The sequence below is a fragment of the Bythopirellula polymerisocia genome (assembly GCF_007860015.1).
In the GTDB taxonomy this organism is placed as follows: domain Bacteria; phylum Planctomycetota; class Planctomycetia; order Pirellulales; family Lacipirellulaceae; genus Bythopirellula; species Bythopirellula polymerisocia.
In genome coordinates this window covers 330443-352400 of record NZ_SJPS01000002.1, presented here as the reverse complement: position 1 = coordinate 352400, position 21958 = coordinate 330443, and the positions used below count along the sequence as shown (strand labels likewise).

The window sequence follows — 21958 nt, the reverse complement described above, 5'->3', positions numbered from 1 at the left end:
TAGACTTAGGAAAGGCGCAATGTATCAATCTACTCACCTGAAGGAGTAGTCTCTTCTTCAGTGACACTTTCTTTGTCACCAATCGACCCTGCATTTACAGGCGGATCAGGAGCATAGTGAATATCAAGCCGCAGGTCGCCTGTCGCAGGATCACGATATCCACTGCCATCATCGTCCGGAATCGTGCCACCTTCGTCGATTTCATTCTGCCCCACGCTGTAGAGCACAAAGCCATCGTCGATGCGCACATATTGCAACGGTTTGCCGTCGGGGGAGAAGGGATCGATCGGCACTGCGGGAATGATCGCGGGTACCAATTCCGCTAGCGACTCGGGCCATTCGTGGTGTTCGGCTTTCCACGCTCGCAGCGCGAATTCGAGTTGGAGCAGGCGGAGGACGGCGCGATTTCGTCGGTCAGAGTTATAATAGGCATAGCTCGACCAGAAGCTCTCTTCAGAGACAGCCTCTAAGAATTGCATGAGGTGTGCATGCCAGCCTTGGGTATGTTGCGTCCAAATCCGATCGCGGTAAACGACGTCCTCGAGAGGTTCAATATCGTTTTCTATCCTTGCCAGTCCAGAGGCGATGTCTAGACATTGCTCGACTGGTGTTTTATCGCGAGTGTGATAAAGGTCATGGCAACCGATTCCTGTGCAGGCATTACCCACAAGAGTATCAATCATCAACCTGCCGCGACCAATCCCGATGCCAAACTGAATCAAGTCCAGAGAGATTGCTGCGGCTTCTGTGTAGTCCCTCTCTTTTCCGGCAAGTTTGCTGCTGGCACTCATACCCCGAGCTATCGAACGAAATTGCTGGATACTCTCGAGCCACAGATCATCGGAGGTGTAATCCACTTGGCCCAAGATAGACTTTGACAATCCTTTACACATTCTTTCAATTGCGGGCCGCATTTCACTCTCTGCAGCACGCAACTGGCTAAGCGTGGCCGTGTCCGTATCAAAGTTGCCGCCATTAACAATCATATTTCCTGGCAGCAAGTTGACAGCAGCTAGAAAGTCATCATATCCATTCGGATTCGGCAGATCCGCTTCAGGAATCGGCAAGGGGTTCATCAGCTCGTAATAGGTACCCGCTGGGGGGGCGAGCAGAACGCTTCCGAGAATAAGTAAAGTTGCAACAATCAATCCTCTCTTCACTACTGCCGTTTGCCCTTGGCCCTCGTTTATCAACGAAAAGTAAACGATCAAAAGCGATTGAACCAAGGCGACTATCCCAATGAGCAGGCTAATTATCGCAATCCATGCAGGTTCTTGGTGATAGTCATCGTAACCAATTGAATAACCACTTCCATCATCTACTGGGGGTGGCCATCCCCATAAGCTGTGAGTCGCAGCTATGGACCAATCGCCCGCCATCAAAACTAAGGAAAGGACACCAACGATGAATACTCCTATTGGCAACCGTAGCCACCAGCGGACGGATTTACCGCGGGCAATCCACAGTCCCGTGAGAGTAGCCACCCCGGCACACACCCCGATTAGCAAAACACTTTGCCACGCGGGAAAGTTTAATGCAGGCAGCCGCACAGCCACCGCACTCAATACGGCCACCGGGACCATTGCCAGCAGATTCGTCCGTATGCCAAATCTCGCGCCGGTGCGTTCAACTTTGTGTTTTCTAATCTCCCACCAACGAGCAAGTTGCACCGCCGTCGCGACGACCATTCCCTGGAGTACAAACGCCACGAATGGCTCGTAAGCGGGGATCAAGAGCACCAGCGACATCACACCAAGAAACAGCATGGTCCGCCAGAACCAATGGTGCGGCGAGGTGGCCGCCCAGATGGCCAACAGGCCTACGCAGGTGAGAGAAGAAAACAACAATAAGGCTAGCGCATAGACCATGGCGATATTGTAGCAGGTGCCGAGAAAATCGTTTATCGTCAAGCCACAGGCGTGGTTAGCCGCGACGCGTCTGTCGAGTTCTGCTCGTCAAAAGCGGAGCGTTTATTGCTGCATCAAAGTTGTCTAGAGCAATGAAATCAGTGATGGCTGGGAGATCCTCTTCAGCACGACTAGACTTGCGATGAGTCTGAGGGTCTTCGGCATAGGCGAAACCGTGGCCAGCATCGATTGCGGCAACTTGCTCGGGAGTCTGTGTCGTGTAGCTAAGATTGCTCAAGTCTTGCAATTTTACTCTGGCTCGTATAGCAGAGCCAACGCAAAGTAATCTGTGAAATATTACGACCAGCGGTCGCAGCTTTATGGTGGAGTTGATTCGGTCGGATCATGCTCTCGTTCCAGCGCATTGATCGCCGCTTCAATTCTCCGCCGGAATTGTTCGACGCTTTCGCCTTCTTCGGGATACAGCGGATCGCCGAAGTAGCCATCAATCGTGCAAAATGGTTTGGGGATTTGCATCTGATCCCATGCCTTGCGTAGTATCCAGCGGCGCGTCGGGATCGCCACTGCCACAAGCACCGCCGCACTAGCGCTGATCGACAGTTGAGCAATTCCTTTGCGAATGCGATTGCGCGGGCCACGTGGGCCATCGACCGCGATGTAGGCCGGCTTGCCACTAGCCACATGGGCAATCATCTCATCGAGAGCTTGGATGCCCCCTTTATCCTGGCCTCGACGGCGACTCGAACCTCGAATGGGTTTTACCCCAACAAGGTTTAGAACAGGAATTAACAGATCGCCGTCGGCTGAATGCGACACCATGGCTGCAACGCCGGGTTCTGCGTCAAAGATTGTCGCTAGTTGGTGGGCGTGTAACACGGCATAGACATAGGGTTTTCCTGCTGAGCGTAATTTGGGCCTTGGGTCGTTGTGGAGTCGTACTCGGCAGGTGCGTTTCAAAATATTGACGAACTGAGCGATAGCGTGGCCAGCAATTCGGGTGGAAGTCTTCATGGAAGCTTAGCCATTGGTGTGGTGGGAGTTTCGGCTAGGTTGGCAAGAATTGCGGGCTCTGAACGCACCTGGAAAGATAAAACCGGCCCAGGCAAGCGAGCGATTATGCAAGAAAACAAGCATCGGGACAAGAATTGCGCATTTTCTGGGGAAATAACCATACCAAAATTGTGGCGAATACCGTAAAATCAACGGCTGCTCGGCTCGTCGAACGGGTTACCGCCGCTGCTTCTCTAATGAAGGGCCCGAAGACTCTTTCGCCGGTTGTTGCGTTTAGGCCCCCGTGTGGGTCTGCTCTTGTGGCCCCGAGATTGAATGGGGGCCGAGTTTGCGTTTTCGAGGAGAGTTTTGGTGGGTAAGAAGCTTTATTGTGGAAATCTGAGTTATGGGATGACGAACGCGGATTTGGAGGCCTTATTTTCGCCCTTCGGGCCGGTTCGCAGTGCCGACGTGATCATGGATCGAGAATCGGGCAGGAGCAAAGGATTTGGGTTTGTCGAGATGGAAAACAACGCGGACGCTGACGCGGCCGTGGATGCTTTGAATGATAAGGAGCACGAAGGTCGTCCACTCAAGGTGAACGAAGCCCGTCCCCGTGAAGAGCGTCCGCGCGGTGGCGGCGGCGGTGGCGGTTATCGTGGCGGCGGTGGTGGCGGTGGCGGTGGTGGTCGTCGCTACTAAACCCCCCTTAATAATTTGAAACCCCTTCCCTCCCCAGATTTCTGGGGAGGGAGTCGGGGGATTCTGCACTATCATTCAACCGCTGGGGAATTCATGTTAACTGCCGCCGAGAAGTCTGTCCTGGATGTGTTTCGACAATATCTTATGGATCAAGGCGAAATGCTTTGTTTTCATGGTCCCTTGTGGGACAAGCACCATACATCTCTTCGTCAGTTGACCGAGAGAGACTTGCTTTTTCAAGAGAGCTTCAAGGGAGGCTATAGCCTCACCGAGACAGGCTTCGCGGCAATGAAGTCTGAGATGTTGGCCTAACACTAGCGCCTGACACAAAGATTTCATTTGCGGTACTCATTTTAGCTTGAGAGCGCTCTCTTTATTGCTTTCCCCCCACCAACGATGACTTGCGCGACGGCGAGAGTTCCTTCAATGCAGATTGCCAAACACAAAATTGTCGCCATCGAATATCGTCTCACCGATGAATCAGGAGACGAAATCGACTCCACCGCTGGTGAAGGCCCGCTTACCTACCTCCATGGCATGCAGGAAATCATCCCTGGTTTAGAAGCAGCCCTAGAAGGTCGTGTTGCCGGTGACAGTTTTCAGGTAACGGTTATTCCCGAAGAAGCTTACGGTGATCGTCTAGAAGAATTGTTGGTCGAGCTAGCGAGAGAAGAGTTTGAAGATGTCGGAGATTTGGAAGTCGGCATGCAGTTCTCTTTGGCTGACGAAGAGGATGAGGAAGTCTTTGTCACGGTTGTCGACTTTAATGACGAAACCGTAACGGTCGATGGCAATCATCCGCTGGCAGGCCTGACACTCCATTTCGATGTGAAAGTCTGCGAAGTTCGCGATGCCACAGCGGAAGAAATCGAAATGAGTGAGTCCCCTGGCGAATGTGGACCCGATTGCGGCTGCGACGAACTCAATGGCCATGCTGACGCCTAGTCTCGTGCCTGATATATCTTCTTCCCTGATGTCTTCGGGCAGGTTCTCTGTAGTGCCTTGCATGATCACGCTGTGGGTTATTTCTACCATTTTCCCAAGAATTGGTTGACTCGATTGCGCCGCAGATTAAAACTGGGATATTTGGTTCGCAGTTTTCGTAGTGGCGAGGCCTTTTCCAGCAGGGCTGGATTTCATCGGCGGAGAGTCTAATGAATCGGACATCAGGATTGTGTTATGCCGCACGGCGGACAATGTCGTGTTGCGCGCTTGCGATACTTTTCGAGATGTCTTTCTCCACTTATGCCTTCTCTTTGATGGTTGACAATGGGCAGACTCAGCAGCCAGCGTCGGTTGCTTCCCAAATGGTGCCAATGCCTGTCACCAATCCTTCTTTCTTGCGGGTGTCCCACAAGAACATCGTATTGAGTTTGAGCACGTTTGATATTGTCATCAACGCAGGTCCAACGCTCGCCGGCAATGCCCCTGCTTTGGCAGCGTTCAATCGAGCGGCCCAGCAATGGGAAGCATTTATTGCAGACCCTATTACCGTAACAATTGATGCTGATCTAGGGATGTTGGATGCGGGAATACTGGGTGGAACAGACCCCGTGCTGTTGTTTGATACCTTCGACGTGATTCGCAACGCAATGGCCGACGATGCGGCTGACAATGAAACTGACGACAGTATTGTCTCATCTCTCCCAAACTCTTCTCAGTACGTAGCATTTGTCCCGACAGGCTTTGGCTTTAACGGAGATCTTTCGCTTACCAAGGCCAACGCCAAGGCTCTCAATTTCGATAACCGGTTCGGCGATCTCGACGCTCAGTTTGGCGTTGCAGACGCTGAGATTATCTTTAGCTCCACTTTTGCTTTCGACTTCGACAATAGCGATGGGGTGACACCTGGAACCTTCGATTTCGAGACCGTGGCAACTCACGAAATAGGCCATGTCTTGGGATTTCTCAGTGATGTTGATTTCGTCGATTTTGTACTCGATCTGGGTGAGACTTCTACTGATATCACTCCCACAACATTGGACTTGTTTCGCTTCGAAAGCGGTACGAATCCCAGCTCACCTGCAGAGTTTACGAATACTCCACGGTGGATGGTCCCGGGATTCAACGCAATCTTCGACCAGATCGATGGTAGCTTTGGGGGAGACGCTGAGGTGTTGATGGCCACTGGACTGAATTTTGGCGATGGTCGCCAGGCAAGCCATTGGAAGGACGGTTTGTCGCTGGGAATCATGGATCCAACACTCAGTTTCGGTGAGATTTCTCCCATTAGGCCCAATGATCTGCGGGCCCTTGACCTGATCGGCTATGAGATTAGCATTCCTGAACCAGCAAGCTTAATCCTGTTATTGGGTATTTCCTGTTTTGCAACTGGCTTGCGAACCCCCGGTTTAATTGAAACCGCTTCGAGATAATGACAACCTGCTATCATTCGACCTCAATCGTTTCGCGCTGAGTAAGGGCAAGTTCTTTCGGCACGGACTGCCACTCAATTCAGCATCTGCAACGAATTGCTAGTCCTGTCAGTTCTCTATTGTGGAGAATTCTCGTTTTCTGTACATCGGCACATGATTTGCCATTACTTATCCTCTGGTTCTGAGCAGAGAAGGAAAAAATCATGAGCGCCGACAACCAAAATTCGTTAGAAAATACTCAACAACTTCTGGATGAAGCCGAGGCTCTAATTTGGGGCTTGTTGGATGAGAACATTGATGCTGCGAGTACTGAAAGGCTTGAGAAGCTGCTTGCCCACAACGAAGTTCGTCAGCGGTACGTGCAGTGTGTCGAATTGCACAGCGATTTACAGCACCTGTTCAATGACAAGCAGGAAAAGCAACAAGAGACCCCGCCAAAATCGCCCGTGTTGGGATCGCTTTCAGATAGTTTCCCTCCCATCGCATTTCCCATCCAGCCGGGCTTGAATTCACTGCCTCCTCTGAGCGAATAGTCCAGCGGCAGTTGCGATTCTGATAAGTCAATCTCTGTCTGGGGGGTGCGGCTAGAACCCCGTTCTGAATATTTGCTATACTGTCTCCCTTTCTGTTCTCAGGGGAGGTACCTACTACGTCTAAGCAAAAAAAAGACAAAGTGTCTGCCGCCAAGGCCGACAAGAATGAGAAGGTCATTGCCGACAATCGCAAGGCCCGTCACAACTACACTGTGGTCGATACCCTGGAGTGTGGCATTGTGCTGGTGGGTAGCGAGGTCAAGAGCCTGCGCAACGGTCAACTCTCTCTTGAGGAAGCCTATGCCCGCCTCGAAAAAGGCGAGGTTTGGTTGGTTGGCTGCGATATTCAGGAATACAGTTTTTCCCATCAATTGAATCACGTTCCCAAGCGTCGCCGCAAGCTGCTCATGCATCGCCGCGAGATGGGCAAATTTGCCGCTCTCGCCACCGAGAAAAATCTAACGCTCGTTCCGCTAAAGATGTACTTCAAAGCCGGCCGCGCCAAAGTCCTTCTGGGACTCTGCAAGGGTAAGAAACTCTATGACAAACGCGAAACGATGAAGAAGCAGGAAATGCAACGTGACATCGATCGAGCCATGCGCCGCGGTTAGCGAGCTGGATCGTCGAGGCTTTCTCGCTGAAGTGCTCTCGAACATCGATAAACTTCTAGGTTTCCTTGCAATTAGGGATTCGTTGTTTTCTCCCCCTATCTGAAGGGTGCCTAACAGCTTCTAATAGGCGTTTGCTTTTCCTGGTCCTTGAAGGGATGATGTATTGTGCCACTTAGTGATCTGCAGGATGCGAAAGAACAGGTTCGTCAGGCCGTCGATATTGTCGACCTGATCGGTGGCTACATGGCTCTGCGCCGCCAGGGTCGCAATTTCGTTGGTCTCTGCCCTTGGCACGACGATTCGCGACCCAGTCTGCAAGTGAATCCCGAGCGGCAATCGTTCAAGTGTTACGTATGCGACATTGGTGGCGATGTCTTCAGTTTCATCATGCGGACAGAGGGTTTGGAGTTTCGCGAAGCGCTGGAGATGTTGGCCGAGCGAGCGGGAATTACCTTGACCCCGACAAAGAGTAAGGGCCAAGCCAGCCAGTTTGACCGTCGCAATCTGCTCTCAGTGATGGCATGGGCAGAGCGTGAATTCCATCACTGCTTGCTGAAAGACCCAATTGCCGAGGGTGCTCGGCAATATCTTGCCGAGCGCGGAATCAATGATGAGAGTATCGCGCAGTTCCACCTTGGCTACTCGCCTGATGAGTGGGACTGGCTTCTGAATCGCGCAAAGACGGCTGATTTCTCTGGTGAAGTGCTCGAACGCGTGGGGCTTGTTCTGCGTCGCGAATCAGGCGGATTCTACGACCGTTTTCGCGGGCGGCTGTTGTTTTCTATCCGTGATGCACTTGCTCGACCAATTGCTTTCGGAGGGAGGATATTGCCCGGCACTGTCAGCAGCAATCCGGATCGTACCGAAGCTAAGTACATTAACAGCCCTGAAACACCACTATTTAGCAAAGGATCGCAACTCTATGCCCTCGATCTTGCGCGGGATGCTATCTCTAAGCAACAAGGGCTGGTGGTTATGGAAGGCTACACAGACGTGATTATGGCTCACCAGTGTGGAATTCAAAATGCAGTCGCCGTTTTGGGGACTGCGCTCGGTGAGAAACACATCCCATTGGTGCGACGGTTCACTGATAGCATCACCCTGGTGCTCGATGGCGACGAGGCAGGCCAGCGCCGTACGATGCAGATTCTTGACGAGTTGCTAGCACTCTTTGTGGCGCACGAAATAGATTTACGGATTTTGAGCTTGCCAACGGGGGCCGATCCATGTGATGTTATTTCATCGCAAGGAAGCGAGGCCTTTCAACAAAGGCTTAACGAATCACTCGACGCCCTCGATTATAAGATTGACGCTGTGACCAACGGATTGGCATCAGCCCCTGGTACTCATCGCTCTGCATTAGCAGTCGAAGAACTTATAGGCACACTCGCCCGCGCGTTGCCGGCGAGCGCCCGTTCTACTTCAAGCACGCTTGTGCGTGAGCAGCAAGTCTTATCTCGACTTTCGCGCCAGTTCAGTGTCGGCGAAGAGACACTTCGGTCCCGACTAGCTGCGGTGCGTCGTGAGCAGAGTTCACGTGCTGTACGGCGACCACTTGAGCAAGATCTCTCGACTCCTGTAAAGACGACCCCTCTTCGCTCGTGGGAGCGTGAACTCGTTGAGTTGATGATTCATCATCCGACGGTGTTTGCCCAACTGTCAGATCACATCACAGCAGAGGATATTCCTCATGAGTTATGTCGCCATGTATTTGTAATCTCACTCGACTTGATGCATGCCGGTCAAATCCCCACGTTCGATCAATTGATGCTGGCTTGCGACGAAGCTGCCGTGAAAAATCTGCTGGTGGATTGCGACGAATCTGGCCGCGATAAATCCAATAGCGACCTCCAGCAACGCGTTAATGATTTGTTGAACTTATTAGCGAATCAAAAACAATCGGCCCGCCATCAGGTGGCAATGTCTGAACTAACCCAGAAACGTCTCGATCCAGGCGAAGAAGACCTGGCTCTAAATGCAATTTTTCAGGATCTGAAAAGAAAGGATGAATCCCAACGCCGACAGGCTGGTTCCTTACCCACGGATGGGTGAGATGTCTGACTCGGTTTTCCCGCTGCAACTTTTTCCATTACACAGGAAGTGTAGGAGGAGTTTTCGATGACCCCCGCTGCGAAAATCAACGCTACGAAATCCAACGACTGCATTACGACGATTGTACCCAAGATATCTTTTGCTGAGCTTGTTGACTTGGCTAAGTCCCAAGGTTTTCTGACCTATCAACAGGCCGATTCCTACTTGCCAGATGAGTGCACAGACTCGGTGCATGTCGAGCGTCTACTCAATCTTGTTGATGCCCTCAAGATCGACTTTGTCGAAGGCGAAGGCGCCTCCCGATTCTCGGAAGAAGTTGCATTAAGCGACCGAGATGCTATGTTCGCTGAAGGTCTCCCCAAGCTGACCGATGATCCGATTCGCATGTACCTTTCTCAGATGTGCCGGATCCCTCTTTTAAACCGCGAAGAGGAAATCGTCCTTGCTAAGAAGATCGAACTTACTCGCAAGCGATTCCGTCGCAACCTACTGCGTTCGTTCTGCGCTTTGGCCAATACCGTCGAAATACTTCAAAAAGTTAATGCGGGCGAATTGCCTTTTGATCGCACGATCAAGGTATCGCTCACGGAACGGCTGACCAAGGAGCAGGTATCTAAGCGAATGCCAATCAATCTGCCCACACTAACCCATTTGATGGGACAACAACAGCAAGACTATGCTGTGCTTATCAGTCGGCAGGCTTCTGCTGAAGAGAAGCAGTCTGCAAAAGACCGATTCATGAGTCGCCGACGCAAGATGCTGCACTTGGTTGAAGAGATGAGTCTGCGAACTCGTCGGGTGCAACCGATGATGAAAGTACTCGAAGATCTATCCCAAAAAATGGACCGCTTGCAGAATCATCTTCGGCAACTGAAAGAAGAGGATGCCTCGGCGGCCCGCATGGAGCCAGTTCGGCGCGAGTTGAAGGAACTCATGCTCCGCACGCTCGAAACTCCTTTGAGTCTACGCAATCGTTGCCAATTGCTCCGTAAGCAATTGAAGGAGTTTGAACGAGTAAAACGAGAACTTTCCAGTGGAAATCTGCGGCTGGTTGTTTCGATCGCCAAGAAATATCGCAATCGCGGCATGAGTTTCTTGGATTTGATCCAAGAAGGGAACACAGGTCTGATGCGAGCGGTGGATAAGTATGAGTATCGTCGTGGTTTCAAATTCTCCACCTACGCTACTTGGTGGATTCGACAGGCGATCACGAGAGCCATAGCCGATCAGGCCCGCACCATCCGCATCCCAGTTCACATGATTGATGTTCTGAGTAAGTTGCAACAAACTGCAAAACGGTTGCAGCATGAAATGGGTCGCATGCCCACACACGAAGAGACTGCCCTGGCCGCAGGGATCGATCTCGACGAAAGTTTGCATGTGCTGGACATCGGCCGCACACCTGTGAGCCTCGACCGCCCCATTGGTGAAGGAGACGATTGCAGCTTTGGCGAATTTGTAGAAGACTCTCACAGCGACAATCCCTTGAAGCTTGCCAACAATGGTCTGTTGCGAGAGAAAATTGATGAGCTATTGAAAACTCTCACCTACCGGGAACGCGAAATCGTACGGCTACGCTACGGCTTGGCAGACGGTTATTGCTACACGCTTGAGGAGGTGGGTCGCATCTTCAAAGTGACCCGCGAGCGTGTTCGCCAGATTGAAGCCAAGGCAGTCTCCAAGTTGCAGAACCCTGTCAGAAGCTCTGAACTGAGTGAGTACGTTGCCGACAGCCCGATCCTTGCCGTTGAAGAGGTCTGGGATACCGTCCCGGCGAGCGACGAGCTTGCCGCCGCCTGATTCGGATTAGCATTTCTGGAATCGCAATACACCCCGGTCAGCTTGGCCGGGGTGTATTTTTTAGTACTACAAGTCTATTCCACAGCCTCAATCGTGCTCCACATCGAGCCCTTGCTTCCTTCGAGATGGTCCTTGCCGTAGGCATGAATCTGATCGCGTTTTAGCTCGGCATGTTCGAGTGTGGTGGTAAGCACCACCGCTTTGCCGTCCTTGTCTACTGCCTTGGCAATCTCCTGGCACTGCTCTTTTTCGTGGCCAAATAGCTCGCGTAGCATTTTCTCCACGTACTCAAACGTGTGGTCATCGCTGTCCCACAGCAGCACGTTATATCGGGGCTGCCGCTCGTGGACACGCTCGGGAGCTTCCTCTTTGACCGGGGCAACCGTCACCCCTCCACCTGGATCATCATCTTGCCAGTTCATCGCTTCTACTTCCCTTTGGATGTGTGTCTGATAAAGGCATGCCAAGTCTTACCAGATCAGGTGGCATAAAGCACGACTTAGCATTATATTGGATGGCCCCAGTTTAGGGAAACTCCTAGCCAACCCTCCAAGCCAACTACAATCCCTGCCGTGCCATCTCCAACTGTCAAAAACATTCTTGAGCATATCGAAGAGCAACGTGAAAGTTATGTTGCTGATCTCACGGAGCTCTTGAGAATTCCAAGTATTAGCGCTGATTCCACGTATGCCGGTGACGTAAAACGTGCCGCCGAGTGGCTCATTGATCATCTTAAAGGCTTGGGGATCCATCCTGAATTCATTGAGACCAAGGGACACCCTTTGGTATACGCTGAAACACCTCCAGTGCCGGGGGCACCCATAGCATTGGTCTATGGGCACTACGATGTGCAGCCTCCGGATCCGCTCGACAAATGGATTACGCCGCCGTTCGAGCCGACGATTCGCGAAGGTCGCATCTATGCGCGAGGGGCAACAGACGACAAGGGCCAGATGCTCACGCATGTGAAGAGCGTAGGAGCCTGGTTGAAGACTCAGGGCTGCCTACCGCTGCAAGTCAAGTTTCTGATCGAAGGCGAAGAAGAAGTCGGGAGCGAACATCTGGAAGGGTATCTCTGTGATCATGCCGAGAAACTCGCCTGCGATTGTGTTGTCATTAGTGACACGAGCCAGTTCGCCCCGGGTGTTCCGGCTATTACCTACGGCTTGCGAGGGATCGCCTACTACGAAATCCATCTCACCGGCCCCAACCGCGACCTCCATTCAGGAGTTTTTGGCGGAGGAGTGACCAATCCGGCGATAGCCTTGAGTAAGTTGCTCTCGGCGATCATTGACGACGCTGGCCGGATCCAGCTTCCAGGGTTTTATGATGATGTCGTGCCTCTGACAGATCGCGAACGCGAAGAGTTTCGCGCGCTCCCGTTTGACCAGTCAGCTTTCGAACAGGAGTTGGGAATCAATGGTGTGACCGGCGAGGCGGGCTTCAGCACGCTAGAACGCCGTTGGGCGCGACCAACTTTTGACGTCTGTGGTTTGACCTCGGGCTATCAAGGGGAAGGGGCCAAGACAGTGCTCCCCTCGCGGGCATCGGCAAAGTTCAGTTTTCGCCTGGTGCCCAATCAGGATCCCAAAAAGGTCACAACAGCACTCCGACAGTTTCTCGAACCCCTGGTTCCACCTGGAATTTCGATGGAATTGGTCGATTTTCATGGCGGCCCTGGAATCGTGGTTCCGCTTGAAAGCCCCTACCTCGCCGCTGCTGCCGACGCCATTGAGGTCGGGTTTGGCAAACGACCAGTCTTCATGCGTGAAGGAGGTTCCATACCCATTGTAAAAACATTTGCGGAACAGCTCGACGCCGACGTGTTACTCTTGGGCTGGGGACAGAACGATGACAATCTTCATTCTCCCAACGAAAAATTCACTCTAACAGATTTCCAGGCCGGTATTCGCTCAAGTGCCGCATTATGGGACGCATTGGCCAAGATCAATCAGGATGCTTAGACGAGTATGCTCGACAAAAAATACATTCTTGAAAACCCCGAAGTCGTTCAGAAGAACTGCGCAAACCGCGGCGTGAAGGCCGACGTAAATCGCTACGTGGAGTTGGAAAGCCAGTGCCGACAGATTCAGCAGGAAATCGAAGAGCTTTCTCGTCAGGCGAATGTCGTGAGCAAGAGTATCGGTCAGGCCAAGGACGATGCTGAACGCGAAACCCGTAAAGAAGAAGGTCGCACCCTGCGCGAGCAGAAAGAAGCCAAGCAGGAACAGATAGACCGGCTGACGGCAGAGGCAGGTGCGATCTATCGCAGCATGCCAAACCTGACGCATCCTGATGCACCCGTCGGGGAGGAACATCACGCCCGTGAAATTCGCCGGGGAAAAACCGAGGTCCGCAAATTTAGTTTTCCCGTGGTCGATCATGTCGCGATTGCCGAGCAGCATGATCTAATCGACTTTGAGGGTGGGGCAAGAATCGCTGGCAACGGGTTCTATTTTCTTAAGAACGAAGCGGCCCTGTTAGAACTAGCACTCCAACAATACACAATGCATTTTCTCGTGGGCGAAGGTTTTGTCCCTACGATAACCCCCGACGTCGCCCGCAATGAAATCTTGCAAGGGGTCGGCTTCATTCCCCGTGGTCCAGAGACACAGATCTATAGCATTGAAAATAATGACCTCAATCTAGTCGCTACGGCCGAAATTACGCTGGGTGGATTGTACTCCGGCGAGGTCCTAGACCGGGAGCAACTTCCGCTAAAACTCTGTGGCGTGAGCCATTGCTTTCGCACCGAGGCTGGTGCCGCCGGCCGGGCCTCGAGGGGACTCTATCGGGTACATCAGTTCACTAAAGTCGAAATGTTCGCCTTCACGCTCCCCGACCAGAGCGAGGAGATGCACCAGCATTTCTGCGACTTAGAATGCAAGATATTTGACGGCTTGGGGATTCCTTATCGCGTGATCGACACGGCCACGGGTGATTTGGGCGGACCGGCCTATCGCAAATTCGATCTGGAGGCCTGGATGCCAGGTCGTGGTAAGAATGGTGAATACGGCGAGGTCACCAGCACCAGCAACTGCACCGATTATCAGTCCCGTCGCCTCAACATCCGCTACAGAGTACAGGGCGAAAAGGGTACCAATCTGGTCCACACTCTCAATGGTACTGCCGTTGCCATCAGCCGAGCTCTAATCGCAATCCTGGAAAATTACCAACAAGCTGATGGCACTGTCGTCGTGCCAGAGGTATTGCGGAAATGGATTGGGAAGGACCGAATTGGCTCGTCGGAGGAGTGATATAAATCTCGTTCCTCAGTTAGGTGGTCTGGCTTTGTGAATAGTGAATATCCAACCTCATCGACTTGCAATAGGAGCCATCATTGCAAAATAAAAAGCATTGGCGACTCTCCGAACTCTCACTGCCAGATGTAAGTTCCCAGATTCCAAAAGTAGTCGTCCTTCCGTTTGGTGCGACCGAGCCACACGGCCGACATCTGCCTTACGGTACGGACATCATAGAAGTAGAAGCGATAGCGGAACGTTCTTGTCAGTTGGCAAATGAATGTGGTGTTGATGTCGCCTATTTGCCTGTGATTCCATTTGGTGTGCAAACCTCACAGCAAAGTTATCCGCTAGCAATGAATCTCTACCCTAGCACTTTGAACCAGATAATCTCCGATCTCACGGAATCGATGGACAATTCAGGAATAGAGAAGGCTGTGTTGCTCAACGGACACGGTGGGAATGATTTTTACATGCATCTGAAGGAGCTCTTCGGCAAACGACGTGTGTATCTTACTCAGGTGAATTGGTTTTCATTGTGCCAAGAGTTGGCAGGAGAAATCTTCGCGCCTGGCGGGGATCACGCTAACGACATGGAAACCAGCCTTGTTCTACATCTGTGCCCCGAGTTGGTGGATATGGCAGGTGCTGGATCACAACCTACAGCCAAATTCCGCCTGGCAGCTATGCGGGCGGGGTGGGCGCGGGCTCCTAGGCCTTGGGACAGATATACAGAGGACTCCGGCGCGGGAGACCCGCGGAGCGCGACGGCCGAGAAGGGAGAGCAATTCTTCAATGCGATTTGCAAAGAACTAGCGGACTTTCTCGTCGAGCTGGCAGGTGCAAATATCGACGATAAGTTTCCTTTTTGCTGAGCCACAATCGGCTTGGCGATCAATTAACGAGCTAATCGCTAAGAGGGTGCTTACTTCACATCAATCCAAAACGGCATCATCAACATCGCCCGGTCGCGCATCAGGCCGCGTAGCTGGAATGCGTGGTTGAGTGGACCGCGAAGCTCGGGGACCAATTGGCTCAAGCCACCCAGTGCACGAGTCTCGCGCTCTTTGTCGAGGTCAGAGCCGAACAACTCTTCTAACGGATTCACAGGTTCCGGCAAGACGAGCAGTTCGTGTTTCTTCTCAGGATCCAGACCCGCCATTGTCTTTGCCAGTTGGAAAGCGTCTTTGAGTGTACCGACTTCGTCGATGAGGCCGTTGCGCTTGGCGATACGGCCCGTGTAAACCTGTCCTCCGGCGAGAGATTCCAATTTTGCAAGGTCCATTTTCCGGCCCGAGGCTGCCTTCGTGGTGAATAGTCGATAAATATCCTGCATCATGTCGGTGACGACCTTGCGCTCTCCTTCTGAGAATTTATTCGTGGCAGAGAACATGCCGCTATTGTCACCGCGGGTGATCGAGTCAGTCGAGATGCCGATCTTGTCATAGAGACCAGCCATGGAAAGTTTGCCTCCAACCACACCGATCGAACCAGTTATGGTCCCCGGCTCGGCGATAATTTTGTTGGCACCCATGGCGATGTAGTAACCACCGCTGGCGGCGACGTCCCCCATACTAGCAATAATGGGTTTATCGATCGCTTGGGTAGCTCGCCAGATCATGTCGCTGGCCAAGGCCGAGCCTCCCGGGCTGTCGATGCGGAGCACAATGGCTTTGACAGTCTCATCTTTGGCTGCTTCGTTCAATGCCTTGACGATTGTCTCAGAGCCCATCATTTCCGAGCCAAAACCAGTCTCACTCTTGCCTGAGGTAATGGCACCCACGGCATACACTAAAGCAAGTTTCGGGCTTTTACTTCCATCGCTACTGGACGAGCCGCCCATGATCGATTGAAAGAGTTTGATCATCCCCATCGGGCCAGAGAAATCAGTATCGATCTCCTGTTTGCCGTAATTGACTACATATACCAACTTGTCGGCTTCGTATTCTTTTTCTAGTTCAGATCGGAACTGGTCGAAGTATTCCACCCGATCGATAAGTCCGGCGGCCTTTGCCTGATTGGCGGTCAGCAAACCACGGTTGACGATCTTTTTCACCTCATTGATTTGCAGTTCACGATCCGCAGCGATCGTGATAAGCATCTGGTCATACAAGTCATCAACCAATGCGGTGAGATTCTTACGGACTGGTTCGCTCATGTTGTGGCGCGTCAGTGGCTCGGCCGCACCTTTGGACTCGCCCACATGGAGCATATCGGCTTCTACGCCGATTTTTCCAAGCAGGTCCTTGTAATAGGCGATCTGAAGCTGCATCCCTGGAATTACAAGAATGCCTGCCTCAGGCATAATGATCTCGTCACAAGCACTGGCTAGGAGATATTGCGGACCCTCGGCAGACTCAAGTTGTGCATAGAACTTTTTGCCCCCTTTTCGAATTCTGGCAATTGCATCTCGCAGCTCATTGAGCTTTCCCCGCGACAAGGAAGCATTTCCGATTTCGAGTACGATGCCAGCAATCTGCTTGTCATCTCCGGCCTTATCCAATCGGGCAATGGTCTTGCGGAGATCGACCCCCAAGTCTCCGAACAACGAAAACTGACCTGGAGATTCGGGAAGTTCCCCTTCGATCTTGATATGCGCTAGGCGCACTTTGGTTTGCTTCTTGGCTGGGGAATCTTTGGTTGGAGCTGAAGTTGATTCTTCAGTGGCTGCGGGCTTGTCGGCGGTAGTTGTCTCAGCGCGGAGTATCGTGGCGGAAGACAGGATCGCTAGCAGAGCCAGCAGAAGAGTGTCGGTCAGATTAGAACGTGATCGCATGGTTGGACCTCTTTGTGAATACTTCGAGTGTTTGAGGATTCAATAGACCGTCACACGGCGCGCTGAGTCGTGTCAGGGTATTCGCTTTGATAGCAGACTTCTTGGATTATACCGTGATTTTTGGCAGATTTCTTTGCGACTAGTGAATGATGGCCTAATTTTTGTAGGATTTGGGCGCAATTGCTGGAAGCTCTTGCACCCAACTCGACTAGTAAAGCCGAGATCGATCTGGAAGTTCAGTGGAAAGTCTGCTATTTTTTCCGCCGCTATCATTACCATCCGGAATGATTCCGCCTATTGAGGAGAATTCCCATTCATGCGATGCCTATTGCACCAATTAGTTTTTAGTATCTGCTACCTAGCCATCCCGGCCTCAAGTTGGGCGGCCCCCCCTCTTTGGCAGCAGTTGATGCCTCGCAAGCAAGTGGAGACTGATCCGCAGCAGGATTACTCCCTGAGTGAAACCCGTGGCCCCTGGCTGGTAATGGCTGCCTCGTTCAGTGGAGAAGATGGAAAGTCTCAGGCTGACGAATTAATCGTAGAACTTCGTAACAAGTATAATTTACCCGCCTACTATTATGGCATCAAGTTCGAGTTAGACGACGTGAACCGAGGTATCGACCATTATGGAGCACCCATTAAGCGTCGATATAATCGGGGTGAAGAAGTGGTGGAGCATGCCGTTCTTGTGGGTGAGTTTCCTGCGGTCGATGACCCTGAAGCTCAAACTGTGTTGGAAACTATCAAGCATCTAAATCCCGAATCGCTCAGTGTTTCGGAAAACGAAGAAACAAGCCAAAGCCTGGCAAGTGTCCGCCAGTTCTATGAATCAACACGACAGAAGCTCAACCCTAACAAAAAACGCGGTCCGATGGGCCACGCGTTTCTTACCAGAAATCCTCTCTTGCCGAAGGAATATTTTGTGCCGCAAGGGGTCGAGTCTGAAGTCGCTAAATGGAATGAGGGACTCGAATTCAATCTGATGAAATGCCCAGGCAAATACTCGATTCGTGTAGCCACATTTCGCGGCAAGGTAAGTCTTATTTCAAATTCTAAAAAGGAAGAGGAGAAGCCCCGAAGGTCTTCCGATGAAATTCCATTGGCTACCGAAGCCCAGAATGCGCACAAGCTGGCACTTGCACTGCGTGAAAAGGGTTGGGAAGCTTACGAGTTTCATGATCGCCTCGAAAGCTACGTAACGGTGGGTTCGTTCGACGATGGACAGCGGCTTGCCGACGGTCGGATTGCTCTCACCTCGCGCGACGCACAGATTATCATCAATACGTTTGGTGCCGCTACGCCGAATAATGTGTTTGAGAAACCTGCCGCTCAAGATCGCGAGTTGGAAAACCTACAGAAGAAGCGATTCGACAATCTGTTCTCACAAGGCTACGGCAAGACTGCCGCTGGTTTTCATCCCAAGCGATGCGTCGGTGTGCCACTCGACATTATTCCAGAACCAGTTTCTGTGCCGCGAAAGTCGATCAGCTCAGCCTACGCGCGGAATTAGAGCATGAAGGTTGAACCTCGGCGGTTGGTGATTGGGACAACGAACGCCCACAAGGGGCGGGAGTTGGCGGAACTGCTTGAACCTGTCGGGTTTGCGATTCAAACACTGAAAGAATTCCCCAAATATCTAAATGTTGTTGAGGATGGAGATTCATTTGCCGCAAATGCCTGCAAGAAGGCCGCCGAGCAGGCAGTTTACCTCAACGCCTGGGTGATGGCTGACGACAGCGGCCTTGAGGTCGATGCCCTCGCTGGGGCACCCGGTATCTACTCAGCCCGCTACGCCGGGGATGACGCCAAGGATACCGACAACAACGCGAAGTTACTTTCTGAGCTGGCTGATATTCCCTGGAAAAAGCGTGGCGCGCTATACTACTGTCACATTGCGGTGGCCGACCCTACTGGCGCAATTCGTGCGGAGAGCTGGGGCGAGTGTCGTGGAATTATCCGTGCAGTAGCTGCAGGCAACAATGGCTTTGGCTATGACCCGCTCTTCGAGATCCGCGAATACCATCAAACATTCGGTCAACTCGGGCCCAGCGTTAAGTCGGCCATCAGCCATCGTGCACGTGCATCGAGGGCCATCGTACCGAAGTTGGTCGCACTAGCCGACGAATGGCAGTGATTTCGACCTTCCAACTCTTTAAAGATAAAGAGCCGTTTCGAAGCGATAGCTTTCGAAACGGCTCAATAAAGAGAACAGCCAGATGAATGCCGTGAGTTTAACGATTTGCGATCGGCTTGTCAAAAATAATCTTGGAAAAAGCTGCTTCAAAAACTGCCCAAATTACCATGGGCATATTTTTCTTGTTATCGAAGCATGCTCTGCCAATGATACCTCGTAGCCGAATACGCAAGAATTCGGAGCCCCCTGCAAAGTACGCCATTCTGAATTCTTGCGAATCCAGCTACGTATTGCCCAAAGATTTTCGTAGAAAATGGGCCACTCAATCAAATACAATCAGCCTTGCCAACCTTTTGGCAAGCTCTTTGAAATCCGAACCGTTTATCTACCTACCACAAGCAGTGAAATCAGCCGCATCTCGTTAGCAACCGGCTTGTCTATTAATGCGCGCACAACCAGTTGCTAACGTAAGGCGGCTGATGAACTTCAGGACCTCCGAAATACTGCACAGCCGTCCGGGTGCCGCAAGCTTGAAGCACATGAGTTCTTTCCCAAGGAGTCGGAGTTTTGTTTTACAAAACTCACAATACTCGATGACCCTGGCGATGACGTAAACCTCAATATGCCAACGAGTTGTAACAAATCTTACCCACAGAAAGTCAGGGGGTTTTGTTTTTGAAAAAAAGTTATCGCCAGTTTCGAATGAAAAAATCTCTATCTCAGGCGTCACGCAAACGCGGATCGAGTGCGTCGCGTACGCCATCCCCGAGAAAGTTTAAGGCCAGCAACGTAGTCCCCAGGGCCAGGCTGGGAAATAAGATTAACCACCAATAAATCTTCACAGGCGAGATGACCTTGATCCCTTCATTGGCCAGCAATCCCCACGAGACCTCCGGTGGCTCGACCCCTAGTCCAAGAAATGAAAGAAACGCCTCGAACAACATCACGCGGGGAATAGTCAGTGTGAGATACACCAGCACAACGCTCATCAGATTTGGGAGTAAGTGAAGAAATACGATTCGCGATTGGCTGGCGCCTAGAGACCGCGCCGATTCGACAAAGAGTTCATGCTTTAGCGAAATCACCTGGCCCCGAACAACTCGGGACATGGTCAGCCAGTAGATGGCACCCACGACCAGGAAAAAGACTGTGATACGATTGATTCCCCAATAAGCCAACTCATCGGCGATGGATTCTTCTCCCAGGATAGTCAACAAGAAGATCACCACGAAAATGAAGGGCACGGAATAGAGCACGTCGACAAAGCGCATCATTGCATCGTCGATCCAGCCACCGCAGTAACCAGAGATTGCGCCGTAGTTGACCCCAATCACCAATGAGACAATCGTGGCCACCAGTCCCACGATCAGCGAGATCCTAGCTCCCCAGAATAATCGCGAGAGCAAGTCTCGGCCGAGCAGGTCTCGACCGCAGAGTGAATTGACACTCCAATTTCCAAACAGGGCGAAACGCGCACGCACCATTGAGCGGCTCAGTAACCCCATCGGAGGATATCCCAGCTTGCGAAACGGAGCATGAATCGTGTCCTGAATCTCAGCTTCCTTACGTCGCAATTCTTTCCGTACATTTGCCAGTTCATCCTGACTGGTCTGAGCTTGCTCGTATCGCTTTTTCAAAGCAGCAAGTTCCTTCTCCATTTTTTCCACCAACTCCGGAGTGCGAGCGATTTCGTCGGTATCAAGTGGCCTGTTCGCCACCCACAACGGCGTCGCGGTAGGCTCCTCATATTGCAGCTCCGTCTGGGCATGGTCGGGAGCTTGCAGAGGCAGTAGGGGCGTCAGAAATGCCAGGACGCAGATGGCGATCAGCGTCCCCATAGAGAGCATCGCAACGCGGTTCTTGCGGAGCCGACGCCAGGCGTCTTGGGATAGTGACATCCCCATATTTGCCGCTTGCGGCGCTACTGCGGTCTCACCAATTTTCGCGGTTTGAATCTCAGGCATCTATCCAAGTTCCACGCGGGGATCGAGCAATGCATAAGACAAGTCAACGAACCAATTCATCATGTACAACAGCACCGTGTACAACAAAACCAGGCCCATCGCGAGTGTATAATCCTTCTGCAGCGCGGCTTGGACAAAGTGCGAACCGAGTCCGGGGATCGCAAAGATTTGTTCCACCACCAGTGAACCAGTTAGAATCCCTGCGACAGCCGGGCCGAGAAACGACACCACTGGCAACAGAGCCCCGCGGAGGGCATGGACCAGGATTACCCTCGATGGACCCAGCCCCTTGGCCTTCGCCGTACGGATGTGATCTTGCGACAAGACATCGAGCATGCTTGTACGAGCAATTCGTGCAACATATGCGGCATAGGGGGCACCCAAGCAAAAGGCAGGAAGTACGAGTTGGTTGAAATCTCCCCATCCTGCGGCGGGAAAAATAGGAATCAAAAACACAAATAAGATTATACAGATGCCAGCAATGACAAAATTTGGGAGCGCAATCCCCAGAGTTGCAATTAGCATCAAGAGGGCATCGCTCCATGTACCGCGCAGCACGGCAGACGTTACTCCTGCGATCAACCCCAGGGTGGTGGCGAATACCAAGGCCAGCGATCCCAACGCAACGGAGATCGGTAACCCTTCACGGATTACCTCATTGACCGTGTAGTCATTAATCTTATAGCTGTATCCTAAATCTCCCTGAACCACTTTCCCAAGCTCCAGAAGGTATTGCTGATAGAGTGGTTTGTCGAGATTGTATCGCTTTTTGATGTTCTGCATGATCTCAGGTTCCAAGACTCGCTCTCGATCAAACGGCCCCCCTGGAACACTTCGCATCAGAAAAAACGACACTGTATAGACCACCAGAAGAGTGACTGCCATCCAGACGAGCCTTTTAAACATGAAAC

General features: G+C 52.0%; 20 protein-coding genes. 13 read left to right on the top strand and 7 right to left on the bottom strand.

Features of this window, described 5'->3' with window-relative positions; genetic code table 11:
* Positions 1 to 29: 29 nt before the first annotated feature.
* From Pla144_RS07600 to Pla144_RS07590, 3 genes are all read right to left on the bottom strand, one after another.
* Entirely contained in the window at positions 30 to 1910 is a 1881-nt protein-coding gene (locus Pla144_RS07600; RefSeq protein ID WP_146449652.1) for a hypothetical protein, read from the bottom strand.
* A gap of 13 nt (positions 1911 to 1923) precedes the next feature.
* On the bottom strand, positions 1924 to 2145 hold the full coding sequence (locus tag Pla144_RS07595; RefSeq protein WP_197530473.1) for a hypothetical protein: 222 nt from the start codon (positions 2143 to 2145) through the stop codon (positions 1924 to 1926).
* A gap of 80 nt (positions 2146 to 2225) precedes the next feature.
* Positions 2226 to 2879, bottom strand: coding sequence for a DUF374 domain-containing protein (locus Pla144_RS07590; protein ID WP_146449647.1), 654 nt, complete (start codon positions 2877 to 2879; stop codon positions 2226 to 2228).
* Positions 2880 to 3230: 351 nt separating this feature from the next.
* Between Pla144_RS07590 and Pla144_RS07585 the strand changes: the two genes are divergently transcribed.
* From Pla144_RS07585 to Pla144_RS07550, 8 genes are all read left to right on the top strand, one after another.
* Complete coding sequence (locus Pla144_RS07585; RefSeq protein ID WP_146449644.1) at positions 3231 to 3560, top strand: RNA recognition motif domain-containing protein; 330 nt, start codon at positions 3231 to 3233, stop codon at positions 3558 to 3560.
* A 93-nt stretch (positions 3561 to 3653) separates the two neighbouring features.
* Positions 3654 to 3872, top strand: a complete 219-nt coding sequence (locus Pla144_RS07580) for a hypothetical protein (protein ID WP_146449642.1) — start codon at positions 3654 to 3656, stop codon at positions 3870 to 3872.
* Between the two features lie 114 nt (positions 3873 to 3986).
* Positions 3987 to 4505: an FKBP-type peptidyl-prolyl cis-trans isomerase gene (locus tag Pla144_RS07575; RefSeq protein ID WP_146449640.1), complete on the top strand. Its 519-nt coding sequence runs from the start codon at positions 3987 to 3989 to the stop codon at positions 4503 to 4505.
* 209 nt (positions 4506 to 4714) lie between these two features.
* Positions 4715 to 5935, top strand: coding sequence for an NF038122 family metalloprotease (locus tag Pla144_RS07570; RefSeq protein WP_146449637.1), 1221 nt, complete (start codon positions 4715 to 4717; stop codon positions 5933 to 5935).
* Between the two features lie 203 nt (positions 5936 to 6138).
* Positions 6139 to 6468, top strand: a complete 330-nt coding sequence (locus Pla144_RS07565; protein ID WP_146449634.1) for a hypothetical protein — start codon at positions 6139 to 6141, stop codon at positions 6466 to 6468.
* 140 nt (positions 6469 to 6608) lie between these two features.
* Positions 6609 to 7079: an SsrA-binding protein SmpB gene (gene smpB / locus Pla144_RS07560; protein WP_197530471.1), complete on the top strand. Its 471-nt coding sequence runs from the start codon at positions 6609 to 6611 to the stop codon at positions 7077 to 7079.
* Positions 7080 to 7244: 165 nt separating this feature from the next.
* Complete coding sequence (dnaG, locus tag Pla144_RS07555; RefSeq protein WP_197530470.1) at positions 7245 to 9131, top strand: DNA primase; 1887 nt, start codon at positions 7245 to 7247, stop codon at positions 9129 to 9131.
* A 66-nt stretch (positions 9132 to 9197) separates the two neighbouring features.
* Positions 9198 to 10931, top strand: a complete 1734-nt coding sequence (locus Pla144_RS07550) for a sigma-70 family RNA polymerase sigma factor (RefSeq protein ID WP_146449626.1) — start codon at positions 9198 to 9200, stop codon at positions 10929 to 10931.
* A gap of 74 nt (positions 10932 to 11005) precedes the next feature.
* On the opposite strand, the gene Pla144_RS07545 is transcribed toward Pla144_RS07550, so the two are convergent.
* Positions 11006 to 11353, bottom strand: a complete 348-nt coding sequence (locus Pla144_RS07545) for an ATP-dependent Clp protease adaptor ClpS (protein ID WP_146449624.1) — start codon at positions 11351 to 11353, stop codon at positions 11006 to 11008.
* Positions 11354 to 11503: 150 nt separating this feature from the next.
* On the opposite strand from Pla144_RS07545, the gene Pla144_RS07540 reads away from it, so the two are divergent.
* The 3 genes from Pla144_RS07540 (at position 11504) to Pla144_RS07530 (ending at position 15048) form a co-directional block, all read left to right on the top strand.
* Positions 11504 to 12895, top strand: a complete 1392-nt coding sequence (locus Pla144_RS07540; protein WP_231936240.1) for a dipeptidase — start codon at positions 11504 to 11506, stop codon at positions 12893 to 12895.
* Positions 12896 to 12901: 6 nt separating this feature from the next.
* Positions 12902 to 14188 carry a serine--tRNA ligase gene (gene serS, locus Pla144_RS07535; RefSeq protein ID WP_146449622.1) on the top strand — a complete coding sequence of 429 codons (1287 nt, stop codon included), beginning with the start codon at positions 12902 to 12904 and terminating at the stop codon, positions 14186 to 14188.
* 83 nt (positions 14189 to 14271) lie between these two features.
* Positions 14272 to 15048 carry a creatininase family protein gene (locus Pla144_RS07530; protein ID WP_146449619.1) on the top strand — a complete coding sequence of 259 codons (777 nt, stop codon included), beginning with the start codon at positions 14272 to 14274 and terminating at the stop codon, positions 15046 to 15048.
* Positions 15049 to 15098: 50 nt separating this feature from the next.
* Here Pla144_RS07530 and sppA read toward each other — a convergent pair whose 3' ends face one another.
* Positions 15099 to 16949, bottom strand: coding sequence for a signal peptide peptidase SppA (sppA, locus tag Pla144_RS07525; protein ID WP_146449617.1), 1851 nt, complete (start codon positions 16947 to 16949; stop codon positions 15099 to 15101).
* A gap of 316 nt (positions 16950 to 17265) precedes the next feature.
* On the opposite strand from sppA, the gene Pla144_RS07520 reads away from it, so the two are divergent.
* Together Pla144_RS07520 and Pla144_RS07515 are read left to right on the top strand one after the other, a co-directional pair.
* Positions 17266 to 18459 carry a hypothetical protein gene (locus Pla144_RS07520; protein WP_146449614.1) on the top strand — a complete coding sequence of 398 codons (1194 nt, stop codon included), beginning with the start codon at positions 17266 to 17268 and terminating at the stop codon, positions 18457 to 18459.
* A gap of 3 nt (positions 18460 to 18462) precedes the next feature.
* The gene (locus Pla144_RS07515) at positions 18463 to 19083 is read left to right on the top strand and encodes a non-canonical purine NTP pyrophosphatase (RefSeq protein ID WP_146449611.1); all 621 of its coding nucleotides are present in this window, start codon (positions 18463 to 18465) and stop codon (positions 19081 to 19083) included.
* Between the two features lie 719 nt (positions 19084 to 19802).
* Here the strand turns inward: Pla144_RS07515 and Pla144_RS07510 are convergent.
* The gene (locus Pla144_RS07510) at positions 19803 to 21047 is read right to left on the bottom strand and encodes an ABC transporter permease (protein WP_146449609.1); all 1245 of its coding nucleotides are present in this window, start codon (positions 21045 to 21047) and stop codon (positions 19803 to 19805) included.
* The gene (locus tag Pla144_RS07505) at positions 21048 to 21932 is read right to left on the bottom strand and encodes an ABC transporter permease (RefSeq protein ID WP_231936239.1); all 885 of its coding nucleotides are present in this window, start codon (positions 21930 to 21932) and stop codon (positions 21048 to 21050) included.
* Between the last annotated feature and the right edge of the window lie 26 nt (positions 21933 to 21958).